17 protein-coding genes are annotated in these 26201 nt (G+C 56.5%); 1 reads left to right on the top strand and 16 read right to left on the bottom strand.

All coding sequences use genetic code 11. From position 1 onward, the window contains the following. Positions 1-175: 175 nt before the first annotated feature. Together PLA01S_RS25320 and PLA01S_RS25315 are read right to left on the bottom strand one after the other, a co-directional pair. A complete protein-coding gene (locus PLA01S_RS25320; RefSeq protein WP_127594552.1) occupies positions 176-2914 on the bottom strand; it encodes a beta-N-acetylhexosaminidase family protein in 2739 nt (912 codons plus the stop codon). Between the two features lie 42 nt (positions 2915-2956). Further along, positions 2957-3985 carry a dienelactone hydrolase family protein gene (locus PLA01S_RS25315; protein WP_307719773.1) on the bottom strand — a complete coding sequence of 343 codons (1029 nt, stop codon included), beginning with the start codon at positions 3983-3985 and terminating at the stop codon, positions 2957-2959. A 180-nt stretch (positions 3986-4165) separates the two neighbouring features. On the opposite strand from PLA01S_RS25315, the gene PLA01S_RS25310 reads away from it, so the two are divergent. Further along, positions 4166-5149 carry a sialidase family protein gene (locus tag PLA01S_RS25310; RefSeq protein ID WP_127594550.1) on the top strand — a complete coding sequence of 328 codons (984 nt, stop codon included), beginning with the start codon at positions 4166-4168 and terminating at the stop codon, positions 5147-5149. A 27-nt stretch (positions 5150-5176) separates the two neighbouring features. Here PLA01S_RS25310 and PLA01S_RS25305 read toward each other — a convergent pair whose 3' ends face one another. The 14 genes from PLA01S_RS25305 to PLA01S_RS25240 form a co-directional block, all read right to left on the bottom strand. After that, complete coding sequence (locus PLA01S_RS25305; RefSeq protein ID WP_127594549.1) at positions 5177-6106, bottom strand: pectinesterase family protein; 930 nt, start codon at positions 6104-6106, stop codon at positions 5177-5179. Beyond that, entirely contained in the window at positions 6087-7001 is a 915-nt protein-coding gene (gene dapA / locus PLA01S_RS25300) for a 4-hydroxy-tetrahydrodipicolinate synthase (RefSeq protein ID WP_127594548.1), read from the bottom strand. The genes PLA01S_RS25305 and dapA overlap by 20 nt, the downstream gene beginning before the upstream one ends. Beyond that, the gene (locus tag PLA01S_RS25295) at positions 6998-9127 is read right to left on the bottom strand and encodes a glycoside hydrolase family 88 protein (protein ID WP_127594547.1); all 2130 of its coding nucleotides are present in this window, start codon (positions 9125-9127) and stop codon (positions 6998-7000) included. Before PLA01S_RS25295 ends, dapA begins: the two co-directional genes overlap by 4 nt. Positions 9128-9190: 63 nt before the next feature. Next, on the bottom strand, positions 9191-10672 hold the full coding sequence (locus tag PLA01S_RS25290; protein ID WP_164817518.1) for a DUF5605 domain-containing protein: 1482 nt from the start codon (positions 10670-10672) through the stop codon (positions 9191-9193). A gap of 14 nt (positions 10673-10686) precedes the next feature. After that, entirely contained in the window at positions 10687-12108 is a 1422-nt protein-coding gene (locus tag PLA01S_RS25285; RefSeq protein WP_164817517.1) for a DUF5060 domain-containing protein, read from the bottom strand. A 30-nt stretch (positions 12109-12138) separates the two neighbouring features. Then, on the bottom strand, positions 12139-13092 hold the full coding sequence (locus tag PLA01S_RS25280; protein WP_015735271.1) for a carbohydrate ABC transporter permease: 954 nt from the start codon (positions 13090-13092) through the stop codon (positions 12139-12141). A gap of 12 nt (positions 13093-13104) precedes the next feature. Further along, on the bottom strand, positions 13105-13971 hold the full coding sequence (locus PLA01S_RS25275) for a carbohydrate ABC transporter permease (protein ID WP_015735272.1): 867 nt from the start codon (positions 13969-13971) through the stop codon (positions 13105-13107). Further along, positions 13968-16241, bottom strand: a complete 2274-nt coding sequence (locus tag PLA01S_RS25270; protein ID WP_127594544.1) for a DUF5696 domain-containing protein — start codon at positions 16239-16241, stop codon at positions 13968-13970. The genes PLA01S_RS25275 and PLA01S_RS25270 overlap by 4 nt, the downstream gene beginning before the upstream one ends. Beyond that, a complete protein-coding gene (locus PLA01S_RS25265; RefSeq protein ID WP_127594543.1) occupies positions 16238-18385 on the bottom strand; it encodes a YIP1 family protein in 2148 nt (715 codons plus the stop codon). The genes PLA01S_RS25270 and PLA01S_RS25265 overlap by 4 nt, the downstream gene beginning before the upstream one ends. A gap of 19 nt (positions 18386-18404) precedes the next feature. Next, entirely contained in the window at positions 18405-19301 is an 897-nt protein-coding gene (locus PLA01S_RS25260) for a carbohydrate ABC transporter permease (RefSeq protein ID WP_127594542.1), read from the bottom strand. A gap of 1 nt (position 19302) precedes the next feature. Next, complete coding sequence (locus PLA01S_RS25255) at positions 19303-20286, bottom strand: carbohydrate ABC transporter permease (RefSeq protein ID WP_015735276.1); 984 nt, start codon at positions 20284-20286, stop codon at positions 19303-19305. Beyond that, on the bottom strand, positions 20273-23278 hold the full coding sequence (locus tag PLA01S_RS25250) for an extracellular solute-binding protein (protein WP_127594541.1): 3006 nt from the start codon (positions 23276-23278) through the stop codon (positions 20273-20275). The genes PLA01S_RS25255 and PLA01S_RS25250 overlap by 14 nt, the downstream gene beginning before the upstream one ends. A 23-nt stretch (positions 23279-23301) precedes the next feature. Beyond that, complete coding sequence (locus PLA01S_RS25245; RefSeq protein WP_127594581.1) at positions 23302-24426, bottom strand: ABC transporter ATP-binding protein; 1125 nt, start codon at positions 24424-24426, stop codon at positions 23302-23304. 65 nt (positions 24427-24491) lie between these two features. After that, positions 24492-26036 carry a DUF5605 domain-containing protein gene (locus PLA01S_RS25240; protein ID WP_246059832.1) on the bottom strand — a complete coding sequence of 515 codons (1545 nt, stop codon included), beginning with the start codon at positions 26034-26036 and terminating at the stop codon, positions 24492-24494. Positions 26037-26201 lie beyond the last annotated feature (165 nt).

Genomic DNA, 26201 nt, shown 5'->3' with positions numbered 1-26201 from the left:
TCCGCCTCCTTAATCAGCTTAATAGGTTCATCACTTCGAGCAGTCTTGTTGATTTGTGCGCGTGAACAAAAATCAGCAGCCAGAGCCTTGCGGCCTAGCTGCTGTGTTTGTTGCAAGGTGAGTAGGACCCTGAATTAATTAGGCTTCAATAGCGCTTGTTCCTGAACCGCCTCCATCAGCGCGACAGCGCTCCCTTCTTGTTGGCGCCGTCATATAGCCAATCCAGCGTTCGGGAGCTTTCGCTGAACGGCGATACGTCCCGCTCCTTCAGCTCCTGATCGGCGGCGATGACGCCGAGCACCGCGTAGGCTCCTATGCCCAGGTTCAGCATATGGCTTCCGGCCTCGTACAGAAAAGCGTGAACGTTAACGCTCGGGTAGAAGGAGGTCTTGATTCCTTTGCGCAATACGGGAGATAAGCCTCCCCGTTCATCCGCATGCGTATTCTCGTCCAGGGTCGGCACCTGAAGCCATTGCGGGTCGGAGGAATTGAAATAGCCGACTAGCACGCGAACCGGCGCGTCCGTCTCGAACTCGACGGCCATTCCGCCCTTCGCCGCTTCTGCGCGGCTGAACCGGACGCCGGTCAAGCCTTCGAGCTCCTCGGCACAGTTCTGCACGTATACCTCGCCATCGGTGAAGAGCAAGCTGTCCTTCGACAGCGTATACGTCTCCATGCCGGTGGATTTCAGCCTGAAGGCGGCTTCCCGGTACGGCTCGATCTTCACTTCTCCGCTTACCCGCGATGGCAGCTTTCCGGCCTTCAAGTCATTCACGCTGGCTCTAAAGCCTGCGAGCTCTTCCTCGTAAATCGGGAGGCAGTCCGTCCAATGCTTAAATTTCCGGCCGTCGGGCACCGGAATTTTACGGTGCGCCGTCAGCATGCTGTTCGCGTACAGGTACGTGTTCTTAGTCAGCTCCGTCAGCTTGCGGTACCAATCCACGCTCTCCTGCAAATAAGGAACGGCTTCCTCCAACAGATTCGTATGTTCCAGGTAGTTGCCGTTCACCGTGTGTTTGTACGTCAGCACTTGGACGGCGGCTCGCACCTTGGCGCCGTAGAAGCGCACCATGTACAGAATCGCTTCCACGTCGCTCGCGATTCGGTCAAATTCTTCCCTATTGTCTGTAACATGAGAGCTTGCGCGCTGAATCGCCGTCCAGGCTTGCTCCGCAAACAGCTCGGCCGATTCGATAACGTCGATCGGCGTCTCCCCGATGTGCGGTTCATCCGCCAGCTCTCGCTGGACATACAATTCGAGCCGCTCGCCTTGCGGCGCGTGATCCTCCCACAGCGCTCGATACGGGGAATAACGGTCCGGATTGGTCAATTGGCTCATCGTCATCCCAAGCGACAGCGTCTGCCGGTTGCCCTCCGTAATGCCGAAGCGGCGAAGGAGCCGCGGCGCACACTCGCCAAAAGCGTCATAGGCTTCCAACAGCGCAGCGCCCGCTTCCCTTGACCCGAACAGCGAAGCCAACTCCTCTATCCAATAGTGGCGTTCCGTCTCCGGATCGCGGTCAGGGTTCCATGCATAACGCGCCCATGCGGCATACCACATCCAATCCCGCTCCGCCTGCTTCAGCCTTGGCGTCGTCTTGTCGCCGCTGTATGGCCAATCCCAGAAGAAAAGTGGGTAAAGGTGCAGCCCGTTCGCCTTCTGCCGATCCTTTGCCGCTTGCATGCTTTTCTGAATGAAGGCGGGCGAGCCGTAGCGGAATGGCTCCAGATTCGCGAGCACGTGGACGTTGACGATATGAACCGACTGCATCCCGCTCAGATTGTTATGGGTATGCTTCCAGCCGCCTCGCGGCGTCCAGGTCGTGAGCGACTCGCCGTTATACTTGGCTTCGGTGAATAAATTCGGGTAATGCGAAATCGCCTTCTCGATAATCGGCTCCGCCTTAACCGCGTGCGCGCGGAGGATGATCGGCGGACGTTCCTTCACCTTCAGATCCCGGAGGCCTTCGTTAACGCCTGCCAGAATCGTGTCCGTGAACCATTCGGCGCCGTACACGTCTCCCTGCATCGCCTCGCCCAGGCACAGCATGAGCCCGACGCTCGGGTAGGACCTGACGAATTCCGCGATCGATTTGCGGGTGTAATCGGCGGTGATCGGAAGCGGTTTCGGCTGATGAAGCTCCAAGCCGTGTTTTTCCGCGAACGGCAGCGGGATATGAATGTTGTAGAAATTCAGCACGACCCAGATGCCTCGTTTGTCCGCTTCTTCCGTCAGCCAGCCGAACGTCTCGACGTTGAGGTTGTACTCCTCTTCCGTCACTTCCAGCGCCTCCGGATAATCCTTAAGCTTCAACAAGGAGGAGAACGGATGGGCCGACCAGATGTATACGATATTGCTCCGCTGCGCGCAGAGCATGTCCAGGTATTCCGTCCACAACGCCTTGTCGTAGAACCAAGGGAAGCGATCCGGCGTGATCGGGTACTCGTAGGTGCGGCGCGGAGGCTCGATTTCCGTCTTTTGCAGACCGAGCACCGGGCCGCGGATCACAAACTTCGGCGTTTCGCCATGCGCAAGCAAATCAGGAACCCGTCCCGCGCGGCGAACCCGTTCGGCCAGCTCCTGGGCTCCGTACAAGGCGCCGGTATCGTTGCCGCCCGAAACGACGATCAGATTTCCCGGCAGCGTGGCGATGTAGAAGCCTTCCTTGCCCGGCTCCTCCGAATGATAGAGAAGAACTTCCTGATGCTCCAGCGAACGGATAAATTCCGACTCTTCCCGGTTGCCGACGAAAATTTTGAGCTCCGGCGATTTCCGGTAGGTCAAGGAGCTCCACTCCCCCTCCGCAGTCTCCGTCTCGAAGCCGCATGCTTCCAAAGCACCCTTAAGCAGCGTCAAGCCGTAAACCATCCGAGGCGATGCTTGTTCCTGGATCCCTAATCTGATTTTATTCATGTCGATCCTCCGCTTTCCATTTATTTGCCAGTCGCGTTATTATTAGAGCTCTTTCTCTAATGATTGCCAAGTCGATCGAAGCCAAGGATAGACGTTCCGTCCGCTAACCTCGTGGGCGCCGGGGAAAATATCGGATTGCAGTCTATGCTCCGCCCCTTCGTCCCGGTAGATGTTCCGCAGAATCTCGACGGCTTCGCGAACGGAGCCGGCAGGGAAGATCGGGTCGTTCTCGCCGGATTCGACGAACAGCGGACGCGGCGCAATGAGTCCGATCCAATCGGGCAGCTCGGCATATTCAAGCACGCCTGGAATGTAATTATCGATGCAGTGGTTAATCGACAAAATGCTTCCTTTATAGGTGCTGGTGAATCCACAAAGGACAGCGGCTTTGATCCGCTCGTCGATTGCGGCCGCGTAAGCCGCGAGCAAGCCTCCGCCCGAGAAACCCATGCAGCCGATTGCCCGAGGATCGGCCTCCGCCCGCATCGCAAGATAATCCAGCGTCCTAATTGCTTCATAGACGCGCAAGCCCGCAATGGACATGCCGTGCATAAGCAATTGTCCTGTTAAGGAATTGCAAGAGCTGCGTTCTTTGCCGGGAACGGTATCGCGGAGCAGCCTGCGGTCGCCAAAGCCGATCATTTCCGGCGCAGCGACGATATGGCCCTGCCGTGCAAGCTCCAGGGCGAATCGGTTATGTCCGCCTTTCGTCGCGCTCATCGTCCCATCGGGCGCAACCCCCGCAACCTCCCGGCTTCCGTAGCCGTGTCCATGCAGCGCAAGCATGCCGGGAAGCTTGCCGGGCAGCTCCCAAGGCCGGCTGCTCTCTTTTGGAATGAGAACATAGACCGGCATGCGAAGCCCGGTCACCGTTCCGATCTCGACGCGCTCCCGGACATGATCGTCATATTCCGTTCGTTCCAGAAGAATCGGATTGAGCGGCGCGCGCATTTCCTCGAACGGAAGAAGCGCAGCCCGTAGACGTTCCTTTAGAAGCGATTTCCGCTCTTCGCGGCCAAGCTCGGTTTGCTTCTTTCTTGCCGCTGCGGACCGCTTATATAATGTTTCCATAAATTTGTCAGGATTCCACATATCGTAAACTCCTTTCCCATATAAGCGCTATCGCCTGACATGCGAACGTAATGCCCTATTGAATCGGGTCATGCGCCGTCATACGCTTGTAAAGTAACAGCTTCACCCCTGGGGTAAGTTTAAAGCAGCTGTTAAATATAGTTGGAGGTGTCTTTTTTTATGACGTATTCTGTTAAGGCAAAAGAGTTTATTTTTGAAGACGATCGTCCCTTCGCAAGCTGTCACGCGTCCACGCTGGTCGTCCTGCCGGACGGCGACGTGCTGGCCGCCTGGTTCGGCGGCTCCCGCGAGGGCGCTCCCGACGTGGCGATCTGGACGGCGCGCAGAACGGACGGCGGGTGGTCCGCTCCGGTCAAAGTCGCGGACGAAGAAGGCCTTCCGCATTGGAATCCCGTTCTCTATCTCAGACCTGACGGCAAGCTGCTGCTGTTCTACAAGGTTGGCCCCCGCGTTGCCGAATGGCACACCCGCATCACCCGTTCGGACGATAACGGCTATTCCTGGTCCGAGCCCAAGGAGCTCATGCCCGGCGATATCGGCGGACGGGGACCTGTCAAGAACAAGCCGATCGCGCTTCGGAACGGCACCCTGCTCGCGCCGAATTCGCTTGAGCCCGCATGGGACGCTTTTATCGATATTTCCCCCGATCAGGGCGATACGTGGACGCAAACGGCGATCGTTCCCCTCGATCACGGCAAGCTGAAGCTGAAAGGCATCATCCAACCTACGTTGTGGGAGTCGGAGGACGGCTCCGTCCACCTGTTGGCACGGAGCACCGAAGGCGCTATGTACCGCAGCGATTCGCAGGACGGCGGCCTCACTTGGCGCGAGGCTTATCCGACCGATATGCCGAACAACAACAGCGGCTTCGATCTTGCGCGGTTATCGGACGGAACGCTTGCCATGGCCTACAACCCGACCGTGCCGCGCGAGGACGATCCGAAGGGAAAAGGTCCCCGCACTCCGCTCGTGCTTCGGTTATCCCGCGACGACGGCGCGACTTGGGGCGAAGAGCTTCCGCTCGATTCGGGCATCAGTCAATATTCGTACCCCGCGGTCGTCGCCCATGGCAACAACATTTATATTAGCTACACATGGAGAAGGGAGCGAATCGCTTTCTACCATATCGTCTTGAAACAATAGTCAGCGATTGCTCCCGAAATCAACCCATTATATAACGGCCGCGCGCACCTCCTCGGGATTCCAGCCGTCGCGGCCTTCCAGTACGCTTCGTACCGTCAATGCCAACGCCTCTTCTTCCGTCAAATATCTGGCCCACTCTACCCGGGCCGCAGACTCCGCTCCCGGTCCCACGCTTCCGTATTCCGCATACCTCGCCGTTTTTTCCTTCGCTGGATCGCGCCAGTTGTCCCAGCCTTCCGGACGGATATGGCTTCCCATCCATGTATGAACGAAAATCGCGCTTCCGTGCGGCCTCCAAGGCCGGCCGAGACTGACGGTCGCGGGAGGGGCGGCTCCGGTTAGCCTGCAGTTCAGAAAGACGTAGCCGTAAGGCTGCGATTCATCCGTGGAAGCCGCCGTCACAAAGCCGTTATGACGATCGAGACTATGAATCTCGCAATCCTTGAACACGGCTGTCGCAGAACCGAATATGAAGTCGACGTGTCCCTCGATATAGCAGCGATCGTACAATTGTCTGCCGTTGCCCGGCGTATACAGCGTATCCTGATGGCCGAGTATCGCTACGTTCCGGAAGATTGCGCGATCTCCCTCCACATGCAGCGCAAGCGCTTGTCCCCGCTTCTCCAGCCTGCTGGCCGAATTAGCGAAGGTCATATTTTCAGCATAAAAATCTTCTGCCAATATCGTGAAGGATGGCGTGTCGTACGTTGTCATTTTCTCGCCGTTCGGCTTCATGGTCGACACGGAATCGTCATAGAAGATGACGGCTCCGTCCCGGCTTTCACCCATCATGCACAAATTGGTTTTACTTGCGGGAACCGTTACCTTCTCCTTGTAATGCCCGTTTTTCACGACGATCAGCGCGCGTTCGACGGCATGATCCGGCGCTGCCGCGATCGCTTCCGCAACCGTGCGGAAATCGCCGTTTCCGGATTGATCAACGACCAATGTTCGCATGCGAGTTTCCCTCCTTCAGCAGGCCAGCCGCGCGCAGCGTGGCCGCAATGGTATTTCGCGCCTCTGCGCCGACGGGCTGCACCGGCAGACGCGGCGAGCCGACTTCGATTCCCAGCTGGCTCAGAATCTCCTTGAGCCCTGACGGGACCGTTCCGAACTGCATCAGCTTGCGGACAACCGCGATGTCGGCTTGCGATTTCGCGGCTTCCTCCAACTGCCCTTCCTGCCAGTGTTTATAAATCGAGACAACCGTATCGGGAGCGACGTTGGCGGATGCCGCAATCGCTCCGGCGCCCCCTGCAAGCAAGGTCGACAAAATGAACGAATCCGTGCCGGCCAAAACCGCAAAGTCGGGACCCGATTGTTGAATCAGCTGAAGCACATGCTCGTAATTGCCGCTTGAATCCTTTACGCCGACGATATTGGCAATGCCGGACAACGATGCCACGGTTGCCGCTTCCAGCATAATGCCCGTGCGCGCAGGTATGTTATAGAGAACGATCGGCAAATTCGTCGAGCCTGCCGCCGCTTCGAAGTGGCTGTGAAGCTCCGATTGGTTGAGTGGAACGAAGTGAGGCGTAATGACGGATAAAATATCGGCGCCCGCTTCCTCCAATTTGCGCGACAAACAGATCGTCTCTGCTGTCGTAATCGCGCCGGATCCCGCGTAGAGCGGGACGGCTCCGCCGATCTCGTCGGCCGCGATTCGGACAAGCTCAATCTTCTCGTCTTCCGTTAGCGCAAAAAATTCGCCGTTCGTCCCGAGCACGAATATGCCGTGCGCCCCCGCTTGAAGTAGACGCCGAATCATCGAGCGGACGACGGGCTCGTTAAGACGCCCCTCCTGGTCGAATGGCGTCACCATTGCGGGTATAATTCCGTGCGGTCTAATCATATACGATGAACTCCTTTGCCCTGTTTTTGGTTTTCGCCACTAGTGGCCGCTTCGCGGAAGCGAAGCGCATGATGCAGCACTTCCGAAATAACCCAAGAGGGATTCCAGGTGTTGGATCTGCCTCTTCCTTGGAAGTTGGACTGGAAGAACCCTTCCGCTTGTTCCCCGACGACGGTGAAGCCCCACTCGCCCGGCTTGGTGCAAATGCCTTGGCCGAGTGCGCCAAAGATCGTGCGCGCCAAGCGCACGTACGTCTCGTTGTCGGTCATGAGGCCGAACTGCCACAGCTCGAAGGTAGGGAAAAAGACGTCGAGATGATGGTTCTGCACACTCACCCCGGGCCAGCCGACAGCCTGGAAGCCGCTTTCCCTGAACGCCGTGCCGCGATCGTAAGCCGGGTTCCACATATACACGTAGGTAAGCTGCCAATCCGCGGCGATCTCCGCCCAATTGCGGAAATGAGGTTCCCCGGTCAGACGGAAGAGCTCGAAGGCCGCGATGAAGAAAAACATGCCCGCTTCCTTGTCCTCGCATCTTGCGTCAAGCGTAGATCTGGCGAACGGCCGTTCAAAGGTTTCGGCATGCAGCGCGTAATAGCGCTCCATGCTGGCGCTGGCGGCGTCAAGATACGTCCGCGCGCCCGTCACCTGCCAGGCTTTGATTAACGCGATCAGGCATGGAATGCCGGCGGCCGTAATCTCCGTGTCCGCGGCGCTGCCGTCCGGCTTAAAGGCGGAAGGGAATATGCCTGAAGGCAATATGGCCCCCAATATAAAATCCGCGGATTGTTCGAGCGCGGCCGTCCAAGCGGAAGGAACCCGCTCCCCCCGGCTGCGGAACAGCAAAATGATATCGGCGAGGTCGCTGACGGTTTCGCCGAAGGCGCGACTCGAGATGACGGGCTCCTGCTGCCAGCGGAAATTTTCCCACCGGCCATCCGACAAATGATACGCGGCGTTCCTGAGTCCGGGCACCGAAGTGCCGCTCTCGCGGAGATAAAAGTCGACGGCTTTCCTGCATCGCTCTATACGCTCGGGCGATTGACCGTCGAAGCCCAAAGACGCGTCGCACCAAGCCAGCTTCAAACATTGTCCGGTCCAGCCGTACATGTAGTGAAGCCCGTGCTTCTTCGACACGAGCCCGAACGAATTCCGGTCGTTGAACTTCACGTAGCCGGCTGACCGGTCCGTCTCCCGCCACCGGTCATCCATGGCCGCCGTCTTGAGCCGAATCAGTTCATCCAGCGATAGCGGATCGGCGCCCTGCGGATCGTACAGCCGAACGGCGCGGTGAACGGCCTTCGAGAAAGCCTGGCCGGGCTTCTCCTGCGGACCCCATTCCAAAGCATAGCTCTTCTCGAGCGCAAAGCCCGGGGCAAAATCGGTATAGCCGCCGGAGTACGGCTCGATTTGGCTCTTGCTCACGTATACGATGTCCTTCTCGCCGCCAAACATCAGAACGCCGCTCATCGCCGCAACGGCTATGCTTCCATCACGCTGATAAGCGCCAAGCGAGCCATAATGGACGACGCCTTCCGAATCCTCGATATAGGACGGAAGCGAGAACATCGAAAAATATCGCTCGCCGGAGTTTTCCTCGTTCCACTCGACGTTCACGCATGGGATCGGGAGCCGATGCTCCTCGCAAATAAAGCCCTTGCCCTCGCCGATGCCGAGATGCGGCACAAGCCTGGAGGGATCCGCCGACGGGTTGTTGTTGTAGATCATATGGGGGATCGTCACGTTTTCCTTGCCGCGGGAGGCGAGCTCCCATTCGAGCCCGACCGCGGCGTCGCATAGCGTGCGATCGGAACGATTCTCCCATATGGCGCATACCCGAAGCAGCCCTTCCGCATCGAACTTCAGTTCCAATGCGAGGAACAGCTCCCCGCCGTCCGCCTCGATCCGCAGCGTGCCGCCATGATGCTCGATTCGAGCGGTATTTAACCGCAGCCGATCTTCACGCCATGGACGTCCCTCCGAGTGAACCGCCATAAGTCCCAGCTTATTGCTGAAATAAGGCTCGGAGTCGCCTTCGCGGGACAATTGGATATAGATATCGTCGTCCGACTGCCATACATCCACGATTCGGCGCTCGGCCGGACTCGTTATACGATAAGCGTTCATTTCCAGCGCTCTCCTTCCGATTTCCGTTCTGCCGCCCGGTTGGACGGTGCAGTCTTCGCCCTTCTACGCCGACGCATGCTCCTTCTCCGGTTCGTCCTGCGCCGCGCCTTCGCCGATTTTTCGCAAACGGAGCGCGTAGTAGACCTCGCCGGGCAGCTTGATCTGGAACCTTTGCTGATACGTTTGGTCCAGCCGTTCGATCGTCATATTCCATGTATCGATAATATCCACCGCGAATTCGCCTGTCTGCATCCCGAAGTCGCGCGACGAGAACCGGTGCGGTCCGAAATATTGCAAATAATATTCGCCCCGCTTCTCGAGGGTCGAGGCATCGTGTCGCTGCCTGCTGTATGTCAGATAGCCTGGCGCATCCTCCAGCAGACCGCGCAGGAAGGCGATCCGCTCCACGCTCTCGCCGAGCAGCTCGCCGCCGTGAACCGACCAGCTTGTTCCGTCCGGCCTGCGAAGCGATTCCCCATGGGCCGCGAAGCCGCCACGGGACAAGCCTTCCCAAATTCTGTACGCCATGTCTTCCGGCGTCAACGCGTCCCTAGGCTCCGCTCCAATACCCTCGCGGCCGCAATCGTCAATGACGATCGGCTTCTCGTATTGCAGCGTGAAGTCGGAGGCAAGCATCACGTCCTCCTGACGGAGGCTGACATGCGTCAGCCAGGGAACGCCCCAATCGAAAGCGGAAGGCGTGCCATGGATCGAGCACAGATGATGTCCGTAATCGCATTCGCGAAGCGTCTGGAAATAAGCGCGCCAATCGACTTCCCGCCTCCGCGTTCCGTCGCCCAGGTCTGCCATCGTCCACCATACGTTGCGATAAGCGGCCAACCGGGAAACCGCATAACGGATATAACGCTCTTCCTGCTCCGGGGTCAACCGAATGGAGCCTTCAAGGTCCATGGAGGCCGGGAATAGGATCAGCTCCGCTTCCACGCCAATGCGGGACAAACTCTCCACGCAGGCTTCCAGCTTCGCGAAATAAGCCGGCTCGAAGCAATCGCCGTCCGGCTGGCCGTCCTGGCGAATGGCAAACGGAGATATAACCGTCTCGCCGTTCCCCGCATGACCCGCCTGCGGGACAACGCTCATCCGCGCTTTGTTGAAGGGCGATGCCGTCAGCGTCCGGATCGTCCGGTCGCGGCTCGATTCGTCCTGCACATGCCAGGCCTCAAGCAGCGTTCCGAACGGCGTATACGGCTTGCCGTCCGCATAAGCGAACAGCGTCGCGTTCGATACGCTCACCGGTCCGTGATTATCGGCCCCCGCCGGCAGGCAATGGAATTGTCCGGCGTATCCTCCGGCTGGGGCGGACGCGCCTTCGATGCGAAACGACCATTCCCCCTCCTCGTACGGCATGAACCGGATCAATAGTCTGCCTTCGCCGTCGTAGAAACCTTCTGCCACGAAATGACGATCCTCTTTGCTGAATTCAGCCCACAGGCCGGAGTCCGCGAACAGCCCGTCGTCCTCGCGCCCCTTCAGTTGCAGCTCGAATATGCCAAATCGCTCTACTTCTTTTTTATATTGAATCACGCCGTTCCCTCCTCTCAAACTGCTTGCGCGCGCAAGGCGGTATAAGGTCTAGCCGGCAATGCCAAGTCGCTCTGCCCCGTGAAAGTGCCGTCAAGCGGCATTATCGTCATCTCCCAAATATCGATGAGCTCGATCCGGTATTCCCGATCTTGGGACAGCGGGAGCTTATAGGACGAAAGCCGGTATTTGCCCAAGTACAGAAGCGCATAGCCGCCTTCCTCGCGAGCCTGCATCCAATCCTCCGGACCTTCCTCCATCACTTGGCGCAGGAATCGGATACGCTCCGGACTTTCACCGTACATCTTGCCGCCGCTCGATATCCAGGCTCTTGTCGGCTTGTTCTCGAAGCATTCGCCATGGGCGACGAAGCCGCCTTTGGTCAGCCCCTCCCAATAGCGGTGGATCAACTCGAGCCCCGTAATGTTCCCCCATCGCTTGGCGACGTTGCCCTCGTAGGAAATTTCGTCGACGACGATCGGCTTGCGAACGGCTTCCCGCCATTCGGTGGTCGGACTAGTATCCCAATGCTGGATGCTCTGGTGCGTGAGCCACGACTTGGAGAAATCGTACAAGGACGATTGTTCGTACATTTTGGTGCCGTTATGAATCGACCGCAGCCGCTGGTACGGATCCTTCCGCTGCACGTATTGCAGCAGCCGGTCCCAATCCTCGATCGTCTTCATCTTGTTGAAATCGTATTCGTTCGACAGCGACCACCAGACATTGCGGTACGCGCCAAGACGGGCGATGACGTATCGCAGATAGTAGAAATCCTGTTCGCGCGACATGCTGTTGAAGCCCCAGCCGCCTTGCTTGTCGTAGGGATGGAACAGAATCAGGTCGGCTTCCACTCCGAACTTCATCAAGTCGCCGATCCGCTCCTCCAGATGGGCGAAGAACGCCGGATTGAACCGGGTCGTATCCGCATCCTCCGGGCATGTCCCCGCGAAGGCGACCATCTCCGGACGCATATCCCGCGTAGGGAGCAGGCACATCCTGACTTTATTGAACGGGGACTGCCCGAGCTCTTCCAGCGTTTGCAGCTCATGCTCTTTGCTCCCCGTATGCGTCCAGTGATAACAGGTCGTGCCGAACGGCATATATGGCGTGCCGTCCTCGAATGCAAACAAATAACCGTCCTTGACTCTTACCGGCCCGTGATTTCCTTCCGACGGCGATGTGCAGAGGAAGCTTCCCGTCGCGCCGTCCAGCTCATACGTGCCGCTCTTCGTGACGTATCGCCACGTTCCTTCCCGATCCGGCATGAACCGGACCCGATAGATCCCGTCCCCGTCATAGAATCCTTCCACCTCGACCCGATCGTTGCGGTATTCGAAGGTCGCCGACACGGCGACCTCCTCGAACGGATTGCCTGCCGAAGGACCGGATAAAGCAACCTCGAATATTCCCCAGCGTTCCACTTCCTGCATTCCCATTAGCGTACTAGCACTCCCTTCCATTCGTTGTTATTCCACAAGGCCGGTCCGCTCGACGCCTTCGGTGAACCAGCGCTGCGTAAAGAGGTACAGCAATAGCGGCGGCATGACCGCGAGAAACGACTTCGCCATGTCGAGCGACTGGGCGAACAACTGCCCTTCCTCCGTCGAGATGTCTCCCGTCGCCTTCACCAGCGCGATGGAGAGCGGAACGTCCTGCATCTTGAACAGGAACATCATTGGAAAATAACTGTCGTTCCAGCTCCAGACGAAAGAGAACAGGAATACGACGACAATCGCCGGCGTTGCGATCGGCAGCATAACCTTGAAGAAGACTCTGTACAGACTTGCGCCGTCGATCTTCGCCGCTTCCTCCAGCTCCTTCGGCAGAATGGAGAAAAATTGGCGGTAAATGATGACGTATAGCGCGCCCTTCAGGCCGTGCCCGAACAAAGCCGGGATCAGCATCGGGAAGTACGTATCGATCCAGCCGACTTCCCGGTACATAATAATCAGCGGCAGCACCGTGACCTGCGGCGGGATGACGAAGGCGAAGATCAAGCACACGAACCAGAAGCGCTTGAACGGAAACTTTACCCTGGCGAACGCGTATCCGGCCATCGCGCAGGCGACGAGCTGAAAGAGCGTCGCCCCGATCGACAGTCCAAAGCTGATGCCAAACGAAGTCGGGTAGTTCAGCAGCCTCCACGCCTCTTTCAGATGCCCCCAAAAAATCTCCTTCGGTATCCAGTTCACGGTCGGATCCAACAAATCGCCGAGGCCTTTCACCATGGTGGATACCATATATAAAATAGGATTGAGATACAGATAAGCCGTTTCAATCAGCACGATGTAAATAAATACGCGAAACAGCAATCCCTTATCGGCTTCCCGCCCGAGCAGCAGCAATCGAAGACGCTCGAGCAATCCAACCTGGCTGAACCGCTGCTGCCTCTGCCTTAGGACATTCCAAACTTTCTCCATCCTTCTCTCCTCCTACCTCGTTTGCGTCGTGTTGCGGACCGCTCTTCCGAGCAGCAGCACCACCAGTCCCAAGAACAGCAGGATGATGATGAAATAGACCCAGATCAATGCGCTGGTCGGACCGTATTGCGTCGGATTGACGCTCGCAATGACGGGATTGCCGGGGAAAGTAAACAAATCCACAACGGTATAAATCGTATTCAGCAGGACGAACGGCATCATACCCGGGAGGGTGATTTTCCAGAACATCTCCCACGGATTCGCACCGTCGATGCGCGCCGCCTCGTAAACGGACGCCGAAATCGTCTGGCGGCCCGCAAGGAACAGTAGAATCTGCACGCCGGAATACCACAAGATAAGGACGAACGAGTTCAAGACGCTTACGATCGGCGTCGCCCAGGAGCCCGGCAAATATTGCGTGAGCGTCGTCGAAATGGAGAACTGCTCCAGGAATCCGAGCTGCCCTCTCCCTTGACTCAAGAAGCGTTCAATGATATTGCCGGAGGAGAAAATAACCGGCAGGAAGAACACCGCCCTGAACAAGCCCCTTCCCAGAAACTTCTGGTTCAGCATGATAGAAATCATAAAGGAGAAGATGACGATGATCGGAATCATGAACAGAATCTGCCTCAGAAACGGCAGCAGCTGGTCGTAGAAGACGCCGCCGTCCTCGAACAAAAGATTATAGTAATATTTGATGCCCACATATTCATGCAGGATGCCCGTCCCGGTAATGCGAACGTTATGAAAGCTCATATAGAGCGAATAGAAGAGAGGGAACGATACGAACAAGAGAAACCCGATAATCCAGGGCAAAATAAGGAAGATGCCTTCGTATCGTTGCGACAATCGGTTTTTTAATCGTAACAATCCGTTCACTTCGCCTCTCCCCCTTTCACCACGACAAAATCTTGCGCTGGAATCTTTATTCCCAAGACGGTTACCTCGGTATCGTTGTAGTTCACGATAATTTTCTTCCCGCCGGAGTAAACGGACTCCTTCACCTTAGGAGCGAGCGTGCGGTTGTACGTCATGAATTGGCCCTGAACATCTCCGAGCGCTTCGTTAAAGCGCTTGTACTCCTCGATGATCGCGGCTTCCCAATCGTCGTAATTCAAGCTGTAATACCAGATCGTGTACGCCCTCTTCATCTTCTCCGTCTCTGCTTTCATGACGCCGAATGTCGGCGCCGCTCCGTATTCGATGCTCCGCAGGAAATCCTTGCGGTATTCGTCCCTCGCATTGCCCCAGTTCATCGTATACGGCACTAGGCCGTGCAGCGACATTTGGGCGAAAGGAACCGCTTCGTCGAAGAACAGGTCGTACGAATAATCGCCAGCCAGCTGCCTAACGGCATCCGTGCTCTGCAGCGAGTAAGCATTGCCGCCCGCGACCGTTACCGAAGGAAGCTTCGATTGCACGGCGTTCAGCAGCTCGCTTTGCAGCGATGCAGCCTCTTCCCGGCTGGTGAGGGATCTGCGATTGTAATCGCTGTACAGCATGTAGCCGGTTCCCGTGAGATGAAGTCCGTCTATGCCCAGCGACGCGAATCTCTTCAAGGCGTCTTCCATCTTGTCTAACGTTACCTTCGGACTCACGATCGCAACCTCGTCGTTCGATTGCAGGCGAGGGAACTTCATGATGGAACCCGCTTGGTCCTGCGTCGCTTGCCTCTTCGGATCAAAGTCGTCGCCGTCGGTGTTCAGCGTGAAATCCGTCTCCAGAATGACCGTATCGCCCTTTGACTTCGCGTATTCGGCGAAGCTTCGCATGCCGTCGTTGCCGCCAAGCCGCTTGTCGACCTTCACGCCGAAGCCGAGTCGGCTCGCGCCTCCGGTTTGCCAGCCTTGATAGGTGACGATCAGCCGGGGAACGCCCTGCGCATGCAGCCGATCGACGATCGACTTCGCTTCGTCCGTCGTCGTGCCGGGAATGAACCGGTTGCTAAGAAACCCCATCTCCGAATCTCCGCCGATAAGATCAAGGTAAAGCGGCAGCTCGGACTCGCTTGCTTCCAACTGCTTCAGACCGTTATCCTTCATCAAATGCTCGCGGTATTTCGCGGCCATGCCGGAATAGTCGCTTTTCGATTCGGGAAGGACGTAGTAACGGATTTTGCGGTCTCCGCCGAATTTGACTTTGCTGAACGTAAAGAAGCCTGCTGTCTTGTCGTACGTCGTTGGCTGGAAGTATTGAAGCCGGTAATTATGTTCTACGGTAGCCCAGGCATACTGGCTGTACACCCCTGCGGGCGCCGCGAACATATATCCGTATTCCTCGCCTTCGTCCGCAACTGCCAGAAAGCCGCCGCTTCCCGATTTAATGCCATAGATCGGCATCGTAATCGGCCTCCGGTTCGTGTAGACCGAGTTGAACGCGTAGTCCGTGCCGTAGATCGGTTCGCGGTATACGCTGCGGTCGTTCGAAATATTTTCCTTGATCCGGTAGATGGCGCCCGAGCCGTCCGGCAGGAGCATATACTCCTCTTCTTGCCCGCCGGGCTGCTTGGCGCCCAGAAACGGATATACCTTCAAATTGATCAACGCGTCTTTGCCTTCGACGATCTCCGAGTCGATGACCTTTGTTTCCACATAATCGTTCTTAATACGGACCTCGACCGGAATCGCCATCTGAATGGATGGCATCGCATAGGTGACGGCGAAGCCGTCCTCTAGCTGCTTCCAGCTCATGATGCCGCCGTTTAGCGACAGAAGACTGCTCACCTTCACTTCCGTCTTGCGCACGCTCGTGGCCGTCTCCAGCATGATCGGCGACAAGAGATGGCTCCGCCAAGTACCGGAAATCGTCTCCAGTGGCCAGTCCTCCGGATTCGGATAAGAGCGCAGCTCGTGCCCGTCCCGTTTGTCGCGAACTTTGAAATGACCGGTGTTCTTATCCGCCAATAACACAAGCGTCTCGCTTTCGGCTACTTGCACGAAATCGGCTTCGTTCGGCAGCTCCCCATTCGTGCTGACGGCCGGCTTGATGCCTTCGGGAATGACCGCCTCCTGAACCTGCTCCGTCCGTACCACGTCCGAGCTTGCGGAATGGGTCCACAAGTATATGCCGACCGACACTACCGCCGCCGCCAACGCCGCCGCAGGAAGCAGCTTGCGCAGCTTGATGTAGGATTTGCTTGCTTCCGTCAACGCGCCGACACCTCCTGTATGATCGAATAGATAAAGCTGCGCAGCTCGGTGCTTAGACCGAACAGAATAAAGCACAGCACGCCGATAATAATCATCGTTACGGCCGTATACAGTAAATTGACCACGGTCTCGCCTACCGTGTAATTTTGAAGCGATTGCACCTTCCACACGAGCAGAAGGAAAATCCATACCATCATGCCTGTGTGAAGAAAATTGTAAATCGATTCTTCGCTAAGCGACATGCCATTAGAGATCAGCGTAAGCGGCAGTCCAATGACCATAAACGGCGTAAGCGCATAGGCGCTGCCGACGAACACGTCCTTGAAACGTCCCTCGCCCCGCATGATGCTGCTGACCAAATAATTGGATACGACCCAGCCGATCCATACCAGGAAAAATTGGAGGAATACAGTAAGTCCGCTGAGCGGCATGATCGCTTCCATATTAAAGGTGAAGCTTGTATGCGTTCGAGACACCGCATAGGAGATATACGCCAGCGCCAGGATAACGAACGCGCTCGCATAGCTTCCCTTATTCTCGTAGCGGAGCGCGGAGAAGCCGTCGATCGGATGCCTCAGCACGTAAAGCGAATGTTTCATCTGCCCCAGGAAGCGCGAGCGCGGCCGGAACCGGATCGGCGAATTCAGCAGAACGGGATAACGTTTCGCCGCCATTCTATAAACGACGTACAAGGCGACCGCAACCATGATCAAGTTCATGAACAAACCGAATTTGTCCTGGAACCACTGCAAGCGGATTTGCCAGAACGCGTTCGAGTAACCCTCTTGAACGCCGGCGTCACGGAACAGCTTTTGCGATTCCGCGTAATCTCCGCGGGCGTAGGCGGACTGAGCCAGCCCGATCATCGCGGGCGTATAGTACGCGTTAAGATGGAGCACCTCGCGCCAAAGCGGCTCGGCTTCCTTGTACCTGCCGTCGACGGTTAGGTTGTTCGCCTTGTAGACGAGCGCTCCGAACTCGGTTTGGCGGTACGTCTGGATCAAATTCGCATTGTCGTCCAGGATGAACAGTTCGTTCTTCGAGTTGATGTCGATGGCCGACGGGCTCTTGACGATGCCGAGCTGCGTCGTGTTCGGACTTGCGTCCCCGGACCAGAAGAACAGCAGGTTGCCGAACGCGTCGTATTGGCTGATCATCTTCGAATCTCCGTCGACAACGGAGAAGTTGCCGCTAGCGTCGATGGCGATGTCCTTCAGATTCACCATCTGTCCGATCTGGCGAAACCGGTATTCGCCGAACTTTTTATTGCCGTCCCCCAAGGTGCTGCTGGAACCGAGAAAATACTTGCCGGCATTGTTCAGCTTCTTCACTTGGTCTTCGGTCAAACTCTCTCCGAATGAAACCGTGTACGTAAACCCTCGCTCGTCGATGTTTACGTTGTTGATGGCCGGAGGCAGCTTGCTGAGCTGCTTCTCGTACATCTCTTTCGAATAGATCATTCGTTTGATCGAGTCCAGGACGGTGAAAGGCACCTTATTGGCCGCGAAGAAGCGGACAAAGCCGCCCTCGGGATCGAGCTGAAGCAGCCCGTTATAGCTGCCGAGCGATACGATATACAGGAATCCGCGTTTATCGACCGCGACCTTGATCGGCTCGAAGCGGTAATCCGCCGGAATAAACCTTGATTCCGGAAGCTTATATTCCTTCAGCAGTTTCCCCTGCTGGTCGAGCATCACGATCCTGGCGTTTCCCGTATCCGCGACGTATATTTGGCCCTTCTCATCGACGTGCAGCCCCTGCGGATTGGACAACGGCGTACCTTCAAGCGCTGGCAGCACGCGGTCGAATTCGCCGTTCGGATGAAACACGACGACCCGATTGTTCCCCGAATCGGCTACATAGATCCGGTCCTGGGCGTCGATGAACAGATCTCGAGGCTGCATAAGCGGCGACTGCGCTTGTTTGGCGGGATCATTGGGATCGGGGACGAATATGTCCCTGCCAAGCACCTGCTCCGGCGCAAAAGCGGCTTGCGTCCAGACAAGCGATCCGGTGGCGGCCGATCTGTAATTCGTTGAATAAGGATAATCGGCGGATACTGCCGCCGGAAAGACGACCCATACGAGGCACACGGCCAGCAAGCCCCGCAGGAGACGGATCATTTTGGATTGTGCCGGCTTCATAATTTCTCCTCCCGCGGTTTCATTTAATGCCGGAATGGGCCATTGTCGCAATGACCTTGCTCTGGAATGCAAGAAAAATAATAAGGTTCGGAATGAACATAAACAGCGCCGCGGCTGCGGCCGCACCCTGCCTTGCCACGTTGTTCGCCATGTTCGAAGTCAGCGATGAGATAAAGAACGGGAACGTCTTCATCTGCTCGTCCTGCATGAACAAATTCGATGTCTCGACGTTGCCCCACGCGGTCTGGAACGAGATGATGCCAATGGTTGCGACCGCTGGAAGGATGACGGGAACTACGATCCGCAGGAACACCGTAAATTCTCTGGCGCCGTCCAGGCGAGCCGATTCCAGCAGCTCGTTCGGAATTTGATCGATGAACTGCTTCATTAAGAAGACGCCGACAGGTACGGCTACCATGGGCAAGATGTGGCCCCAGTACGTGTTCATGATCCCCAAGTTGCTGACGACGAGATAACGAGGGATCGTAACCGTCTCCGGCGCGAACAGCAGCGTCAGCATAATCGTTGCGAACACAAGCTTATAACCGGGAAACTTATGCTTCGAAAGCGGGTAGGCGCATAACGCGCTTACCCCCGTCACCGTGATGACGCTCAGCACCGCTACGGTCAAGCTGTTGAAAATGTAGCGCGTGACCGGAATAACGGAATCCGACGTAATATGGAACAGCTCGACGAAATTTTGCAAGGATGGGGTGCGAGCCCAAATCGTCGGCGGATAAATGAAGAGTTCTTCGTACGGCTTTAACGCGTGATTGAAAATATAAACCAGCGGCAGGAGCATAAACGCGCTGAATAGGACGAGCAGAAATACGACAGCCTTCTCGAAGCGGCTCATCCGATGCAGCCTGGATTGTCTCTTGAAACGGAATGGCTTGCGCAGCAGCGGCATTGCCATCTTATTCATCTCCCTTCGAACCGAACAGACCCCAGCAAAACTTATTGGATAAATACATAAGCAGCAGCAAGAATACGGACAAAGCGGATGCATAGCCCAGCTCGAAACGAATAAATCCGTAATCGTCGATCTGGTTCATAATGAGATGGCCGGAATATTGCGGCGTAGGGTTCATCCCCGACAGCTCCGTGCCGATGCTGCCCGCCTTGAAGGTTCCGACGATGGCCATAACCGCTCCGAACAGCATCTGAGGCTTCATGGACGGAATCGTAATGTACCAGATTTCCTCCAGCCTGGATTTGATGCCGTCGAGTCTCCCCGCTTCGTACAGGTCGGGATTGACGTTCAAGATGCCCGCCATCATCGCCAGAAATCCGATCCCCATGCTGGACCACAGCGTAACGACGATCATGGACGACATCAGATGCTCCTTGCTCGTCACCCATAACACGGGGTCGCTTATGAATCCCCATTCGAGCAGAAAGCTGTTCAAGTAACCGATCCGGTCGCCGCTCAGCATCGGCAGCCAGACGATGGTCATTGCGATTCCCCCCATCAGCGACGGGGAATACATCGCGAGGGCAAACCATTTGCGCAAGCGTACGGGAAGAATCGTGATTAACCAGGCCAGCAGGAAGGCGGCAATGTAGCCGCACGGTCCTGCGATGATCGCGAATTTGAACGTATTCGGCAACGCGTATTTCAGAAACAACAGATCCTCCGAAATCATATAACGGAAATTCGCCCAGCCGACAAAGCGAGGCGGCTCGAGTGAGTTATAGGTCATAAAGCTGAGCAGAAACGCGCTTACGACCGGAATTAATATAAATAGGACAAAACAGATCATAAACGGCGCAATGAACAGGTACGACAACCGGAAGCGCCAAATTTCCCTCAGCAGCTCGGACGCCTTTCCTTTCGCGCGGAGCGATGTTCCGCCGGATGCGGAAGGTTTTTTCAAAGCCTGCGCGTTAATCTCTGACATATGGATTCACCCCTTCCCATGGCTGGTTGACCTCGGGCAAATCAAGCGGCCGAAGCACCTCGCCCACGCTGTCGATAATGCCGAATTCCTGCAGTTTTCTTCGCATTTCCCGTTCGATCTCCAAAGTCGACGTCTCGAGCGAACTCCGGTAATTGATGCCGTCGACGACGCTCCGGTTCCAGGCGTTCTGCAGCTCCCTTTCCAGGAAGTAGCTGCCCGGCACGTTCGGGATTTCCTTGAACCAGCGCCATTGCTCGAGAATGCCGTTCAAATCTTCCTGCTTCCACGGAAGGTGGACGAACGCTTCGATATTCGAGGTGTTCCAACGGAAGGATAGGCCGTTAATCGTCTCCAGATCGGAGCCGTACCTCTCCTGTACCTCGGCGGAGGTCCACCACTTGAGAAACTCCCAGCTTTGCTCGGCTTTTTTGGTCTTCTTGAAGATGACGGACGATTGCAGGTTGCCGCCCATCCACCTGGCCACTTCTCCGCCGCTCTGCTTGACGCCCGGAATCGGCGCGATGCCCCAATACCCGTTCAGCTCGGGAGCAGCTACCATCAGCTGGATGTACATGCTGAAGTCCGAGATGCCGATCGGGACGGTGCCGCTTCTGAACGACTGGTAAAAGCTGGCCAGCTGTTGGTCTACGGCGTATACGTTATACAGGTCGGTCCATTCCTTGAAGGCTTTGTATCCCGCTTCCGTTCCCAGAGCCGTCTGCAGGCCGTTCTTGTTGAAATAATCGGCCCCGTTCTGGAAGAAAAACGGCATATGCTGAATCGGCGCCATATTGAGATTGTTCTGCTGCAAGGTAGGGAGCATATCATAGACCTCTTCCCAGGTGTCGGGCACCTCGAGTCCAAGCTCCTTCAATATATCTTTGCGGTAATAGAGCATGGAGAAGCTCTGCGTCTCCGGTACCGCGTAATAGCCTTTGTCGTAGTAGAAAGGCGTCCAGGAGCCCGGCGCGAAACGCTTGTATACCGCATCGAAATCCTGGAACCGCGTCAGATCGTACAGCCCGTTGCGGATCGCGTAATCGAACGGCAGCGTCTCCGGCAACCCGAGCGCGACGTCCGGCGCGATATCGGCCGCGTTCATCAGCACGAGCAAATTCGTATCCGGAAGCAGGTTGACCTTTACCTTGATACCCGTCTTCGGCGTAAACTGCTCTTCGGCCAGCTGTTGCAGAAGATTGACGTAATCGCGTCCGCGGAGCACCCATACGTTCAGCACATCGTCATCCATGCTGCTCAGCTGCTCCTTCGACTGGAACGAAGAAAAGAAATTAACGAATGTCCCTTCCAGCTTTTTGAAGAAACCCGCTTCCATCTTTGGAAACTTCTCGTTCTCCGGCACGATATAAATGCGGTCAAGCCCAAGCGGCTGGGTCTTCAGCTGCTGCAGCATCTCGGCGACCTTGCCCTGCATTGTGACGAAACGGTCGGTTTTGTACGGAATCTGATTCGGATCCGCAAGCATGGAACGGATATCCTTGATCGTCGTGAACAATCCTTGCGTGACGGCATCCTTCTTGCCGTTGACCTCGATCAGCTTTTTCTGAACGGCGTCCAGCGAGTCTCCGATTGTACCGAGCTTATCCGTAAAACCGGGCAGCTCGGTATTGATTTTCCAAGTTCTGTTCGTGTCGTTGGAACCTCCGGTCAGCGCTTTCAGATCGGTCGCAAGCTCCATCAGCTCGGTTACGGTTTTCTCCAGCTCGGAGATCATCGGTTTGACGGGAGCACCGGTCGCGCGCATCGAGATCGTATTGCTTCCTTTTTCCATATAGAACAGGTATGGCTCCTCCTGCTCGTCCTCGAGCCGGACGCCCTGCCAGCCGGACTCGTACGGGAACCGGTACGCCTTCATTTCGGCGAACGGAATTTCGCCGTTGACCATAATCGTCCGGAAGGACGAACGGTTGGAGGAGTAATTTTGTTTGGTTCGCATTCCGATTTTGTAATATCCGCTTTCGGGAACGTCGAAGGTCCAGCTGATTTCGCCGTTTCCGGTTGACCAGCGCGAGCCGTCGATCGTGTTGAACGTGATTTTCCCGCGTTTATACGGCGTGCTGTTGATCTCGTTGTCATAGCGAAGCGAGATCGAGGAGACGCTTTTCCAATCGCCCTGCTCGGCTTCGATAATGATCGGCTCCCCGCTCGTTCCGGCTCCGCTTTTGCCGGCATTCTCCTGCTTTGCCGTCTTGTAGTCCGGAACCTGCTCCGGATCCGACAGCTCGATGGAGCCGAGCGCGAACGGCTCGTTGCTGGTAAAGCGGAGCGTATGCTTCCCGGGCGTCAAGTACCACTGCAGCGGTTCGACGTAAGCCCCTCCCGAATCTCGCAGCGATGTCGTAATCCAGCCGCTGATATCCTCGGCCATCGGACGGATCTGATCGCCGTTCGAATCGACGGCAGCCGGGAAAGGATCCTTCCAGCGGCGGTCCAGCGTGATGGATCTCGCTTCAAGAAACGCATTGTTTCCGTCGAACGAGACGTTCAGCAGGATCGGCCTTCTGCGGTTGCCGTCCGTAACGGGACGGTACGTCAAATCGATCTGGTACAGCCCGGCTTGCTCGATGGATACATCGTATTCAACCCATTCCTCGTTCGTAAGGCCCCAATCGAGCGCCTCCGCCCGGCCGTCCACGGTGCCGACTCGAACGCTGGCGCCTTCCGATGTACGCGCAAAGCCGGCGCCGGACAAGCTGACCTTTCCGTCATGTTCGGAAGGCGCTCCCGCTTGCTTCCATTCCGCCAGCTTATCCAGAAAGTAGGGCTCGCCCGTTTCGTTCGCTGCTGCCGTCTGCGATTCCTCCGGCGATTCCTTCTGCGGCTCCTCCGCCGACACGGCTGATGCTTCCTCCGCGGAATTAGCCGACTGCGTTTCCCCGGCGTTCCCCGCTGCTCCGACTGTCCAAGGCAGCAGCATAGCGAATGCCAATGCCGGCACGATGATTGCACGCCATCTCGTAAGCGCCCTTAACATTCATCTCTCCCCCTTTGCACCCATCATTCGTACATCAAGCTTTCCGATGTATCCTTATCGAAGTAAAGCGCTTTCGACATGTTCAGCGTAACGGTGATTTTTTGGTCCTCCTTGTAATCAAAGCCAGAAGTCGTACGGACGGCAAAGGGCGTGTCCGTTCCGATATCCACATACAGATACATATCCGCTCCCATTAGCTCCGCCACCTTGAGCGTGCCCGTTATCTGGCTGCGCGGATGACGATCGGCCATTTCCGGCTCTGCATGCGCATACTCGCATCGAATGCCGAGCACAACTCTCCGGTTCACTTTGCCGTGCTTCCGCAGCAGCTGCGCGTGCTCGTCCGGAATGGCCAGGTAGCTCCGCTGCGTCTGCAGATCCAGCTTGCCTCCGTCCGTCTCCACGACCTTCCCTTCGATGAAGTTGATCGGCGGCGTCCCGATAAAGCTCGCGACGAACATATTTCTCGGATTGCCGTAGATCAGGCGCGGACTGTCGACCTGCTGAATCACGCCGTCCTTCATGACGACGATCCGGTTGCCCATCGTCATCGCTTCCACCTGATCATGCGTTACATAAACCGTCGTCACGCCGAGTTGTTTATGAAGCCGGATAATCTCCGTACGCATCTGAACTCTTAGCTTGGCATCAAGGTTCGACAGCGGCTCGTCCATCAAGAACACGCTAGGCTTTCGGACGATCGCCCGGCCGAGCGCGACGCGCTGGCGCTGACCGCCCGACAACTGTCTCGGCTTGCGATCCAGAAACTGCTCGATCTCCAGCGTGCGCGACGTCGATTTGACCGACAGATCGATCTCGTGCTTCGGCTCCTTGCGCAGACGCAGGCCGAACGCGATATTTTCGTAAATATTCATATTCGGGTACAACGCGTAGTTCTGGAAGACCATCGCAATATCGCGATCCTTAGGCGGCAGATGATTCACCAGCTTATCCCCGATGTACAGCTCGCCGGAAGTAATATCCTCCAGCCCGGCGATCATGCGGAGCGTCGTCGATTTGCCGCAGCCAGACCCGCCGACCATGACAAGAAACTCGCCGTCCTCGATCTCTAGGTTAAAATCCTTTACGGCATATTGTTTGTCCTTGCCATATCGTTTCTCTACATGCTTTAGTACAATGCGCCCCATGGCGGCACCTCCGAACAATAGGGTATGGAATAGTCCGCTGTCTTTGTCCTGGCAATGTTCAACCTTTATTGCATGCTCCGCCGAATTCGCAGCGCCAAATACGGCCTGCCCGGCAGGCTGATCGCGCAATCGCCGGAGAAGGTCCCCTCGATCGGCTCGATCGTCATGTTCCAGGTATCGATAACTTCCGCGGTATACGCGGCGTCCTCCGAAAGCTGGACCGGACGGACGATCGGCCGGTGAATGCCGAAGTACAACAAGTAATAGTCTTCCTGTTTGCCGAGAGCCGGCACATCCTTAATCGTGTCGATGACTGTTAAATGCCGCGGCGCATCCTCCAGCACCTTCCTAAGAAATCCGATTCGATCGGGACTCGTGCCGTGCAGTTCTCCTCCGTGCGACCACCAGATGATGTTCTCGGGATGCATGTACGTCTCTCCGTGACCGACGTAAGCGCCGCGAACGGTTCCTTCCCAGAACCGGTGCGTCATCTCTTCACCTGTGATGTTGCCCCATCGGCGAGGGATATCGCCTTCGTAGCAGCACTCGTCCACGACGACCGGCTTCCCGTATGCGCGTCGGATCGAGTCTACAGCGGTAAGATCCCAGTGCTGCAGGCTGACGTGATCGACCCATGGTTTCGAGTGGTCGTAGAGATCAAGCGATGTGGGATCGTACATTTTCGTTCCGTTGTGGATCGAACGGAGATGCCCGTAAGGATCGTTTTCTTGCACGATTTGGAATAACCGGTCCCAGTCTTCTTTCCGCTTTTCCCTCATGAAATCGTACTCATTGGCCAGCGACCACCATACGTTGCGATAAGCGGCTAGGCGCGCGATGACATATCGCAAATAAAATTCATCTCGATCCGGGCTCATCTTGTCGAATCCCCAATGTCCCTTGTCGTAAGGGTGAAACAAGATGACATCCGCTTCAATCCCCAGCTCCGCCAATTGCTCGATTCGCCGTTCCAGCCCCTGGAAGAACCGCGGTTCGAACCGTTCAAGGTCGAAACCGTCTTCCTTCGAGCCCGGAAAAGCAAAGAGCGCCGGTTCGGTGACGTTGAAGGTATACCTTTTGGGAAAGACGCACATGCGTATTTTATTGAAGGGAGAATTCCGCAGCGCTTCGAGCGTCTCCGCCTGCAGCGGCTCGTTCTGGTGTACCCAAGCGTAGCAAGTCGTTCCGAACGGAATGTAGGGCGATCCGTCCGCATATTCGAATGAATCCCGCGATGCGACGCGAACGGGTCCGTGATTGCCGGCTCCGGCGTCCGTGCATTCGAACTCGCCGGTTAAGGCATCCAGCGCCGGAACGTTGCTGCTTGTCAAGAATGTCCAAGGTCCGACAGCATCCGGCATAAATCTGATTTTGTAGACGCCGTCCCCGTCGTAGAACCCATTTGCCTTCACCGTCCGCTCGCCGCTCCGGAATGCAGCCTCTAGCTGGACGCCGCTGAACGGATTTTCAAGCGTTTCATCGACTTTGATAGCGGTTTCAAACACAGCCCATCTTCCAACTGTTTTGTTATAAATCACGCGTTGTCTCTCCTTCCGCATGGCCAAGCCCCCAAACAGGCCCGCCGGAAGCGAATTTTCCTCATTATACAATGCTAATCTCCCCCTTTTATAGGCGATTCAGGCCGTTTCTATAGGGGGATGCAATCCGGGCAAGCGGTTCTCCGGCATTCCGGAAATCGGATTGACCCATTAGCCATGCAGAAGCGCTCGAATCATGCTGCGCGGAGCTGCAGCATGGCAAAAAAAGCGCAATCC

The sequence above is a fragment of the Paenibacillus lautus NBRC 15380 genome, assembly GCF_004000945.1.
Classification (GTDB): domain Bacteria; phylum Bacillota; class Bacilli; order Paenibacillales; family Paenibacillaceae; genus Paenibacillus_AQ; species Paenibacillus_AQ lautus.
The sequence above is the reverse complement of the archived record's forward strand: the minus strand, read 5'-3'. Positions and strand labels throughout refer to the sequence as shown.

What these genes read in the sequence shown, in the direction of transcription:
- PLA01S_RS25320 (WP_127594552.1), bottom strand. Translation starts at nt 2,914, where the DNA reads ATGAATAAAATCAGATTAGGGATCCAGGAACAAGCATCGCCTCGGATG.
- PLA01S_RS25315 (WP_307719773.1), bottom strand. Translation starts at nt 3,985, where the DNA reads ATGGAAACATTATATAAGCGGTCCGCAGCGGCAAGAAAGAAGCAAACC.
- PLA01S_RS25310 (WP_127594550.1), top strand. Translation starts at nt 4,166, where the DNA reads ATGACGTATTCTGTTAAGGCAAAAGAGTTTATTTTTGAAGACGATCGT.
- PLA01S_RS25305 (WP_127594549.1), bottom strand. Translation starts at nt 6,106, where the DNA reads ATGCGAACATTGGTCGTTGATCAATCCGGAAACGGCGATTTCCGCACG.
- dapA (WP_127594548.1), bottom strand. Translation starts at nt 7,001, where the DNA reads ATGATTAGACCGCACGGAATTATACCCGCAATGGTGACGCCATTCGAC.
- PLA01S_RS25295 (WP_127594547.1), bottom strand. Translation starts at nt 9,127, where the DNA reads ATGAACGCTTATCGTATAACGAGTCCGGCCGAGCGCCGAATCGTGGAT.
- PLA01S_RS25285 (WP_164817517.1), bottom strand. Translation starts at nt 12,108, where the DNA reads ATGGGAATGCAGGAAGTGGAACGCTGGGGAATATTCGAGGTTGCTTTA.
- PLA01S_RS25280 (WP_015735271.1), bottom strand. Translation starts at nt 13,092, where the DNA reads ATGGAGAAAGTTTGGAATGTCCTAAGGCAGAGGCAGCAGCGGTTCAGC.
- PLA01S_RS25265 (WP_127594543.1), bottom strand. Translation starts at nt 18,385, where the DNA reads ATGAAGCCGGCACAATCCAAAATGATCCGTCTCCTGCGGGGCTTGCTG.
- PLA01S_RS25260 (WP_127594542.1), bottom strand. Translation starts at nt 19,301, where the DNA reads ATGGCAATGCCGCTGCTGCGCAAGCCATTCCGTTTCAAGAGACAATCC.
- PLA01S_RS25255 (WP_015735276.1), bottom strand. Translation starts at nt 20,286, where the DNA reads ATGTCAGAGATTAACGCGCAGGCTTTGAAAAAACCTTCCGCATCCGGC.
- PLA01S_RS25250 (WP_127594541.1), bottom strand. Translation starts at nt 23,278, where the DNA reads ATGTTAAGGGCGCTTACGAGATGGCGTGCAATCATCGTGCCGGCATTG.
- PLA01S_RS25245 (WP_127594581.1), bottom strand. Translation starts at nt 24,426, where the DNA reads ATGGGGCGCATTGTACTAAAGCATGTAGAGAAACGATATGGCAAGGAC.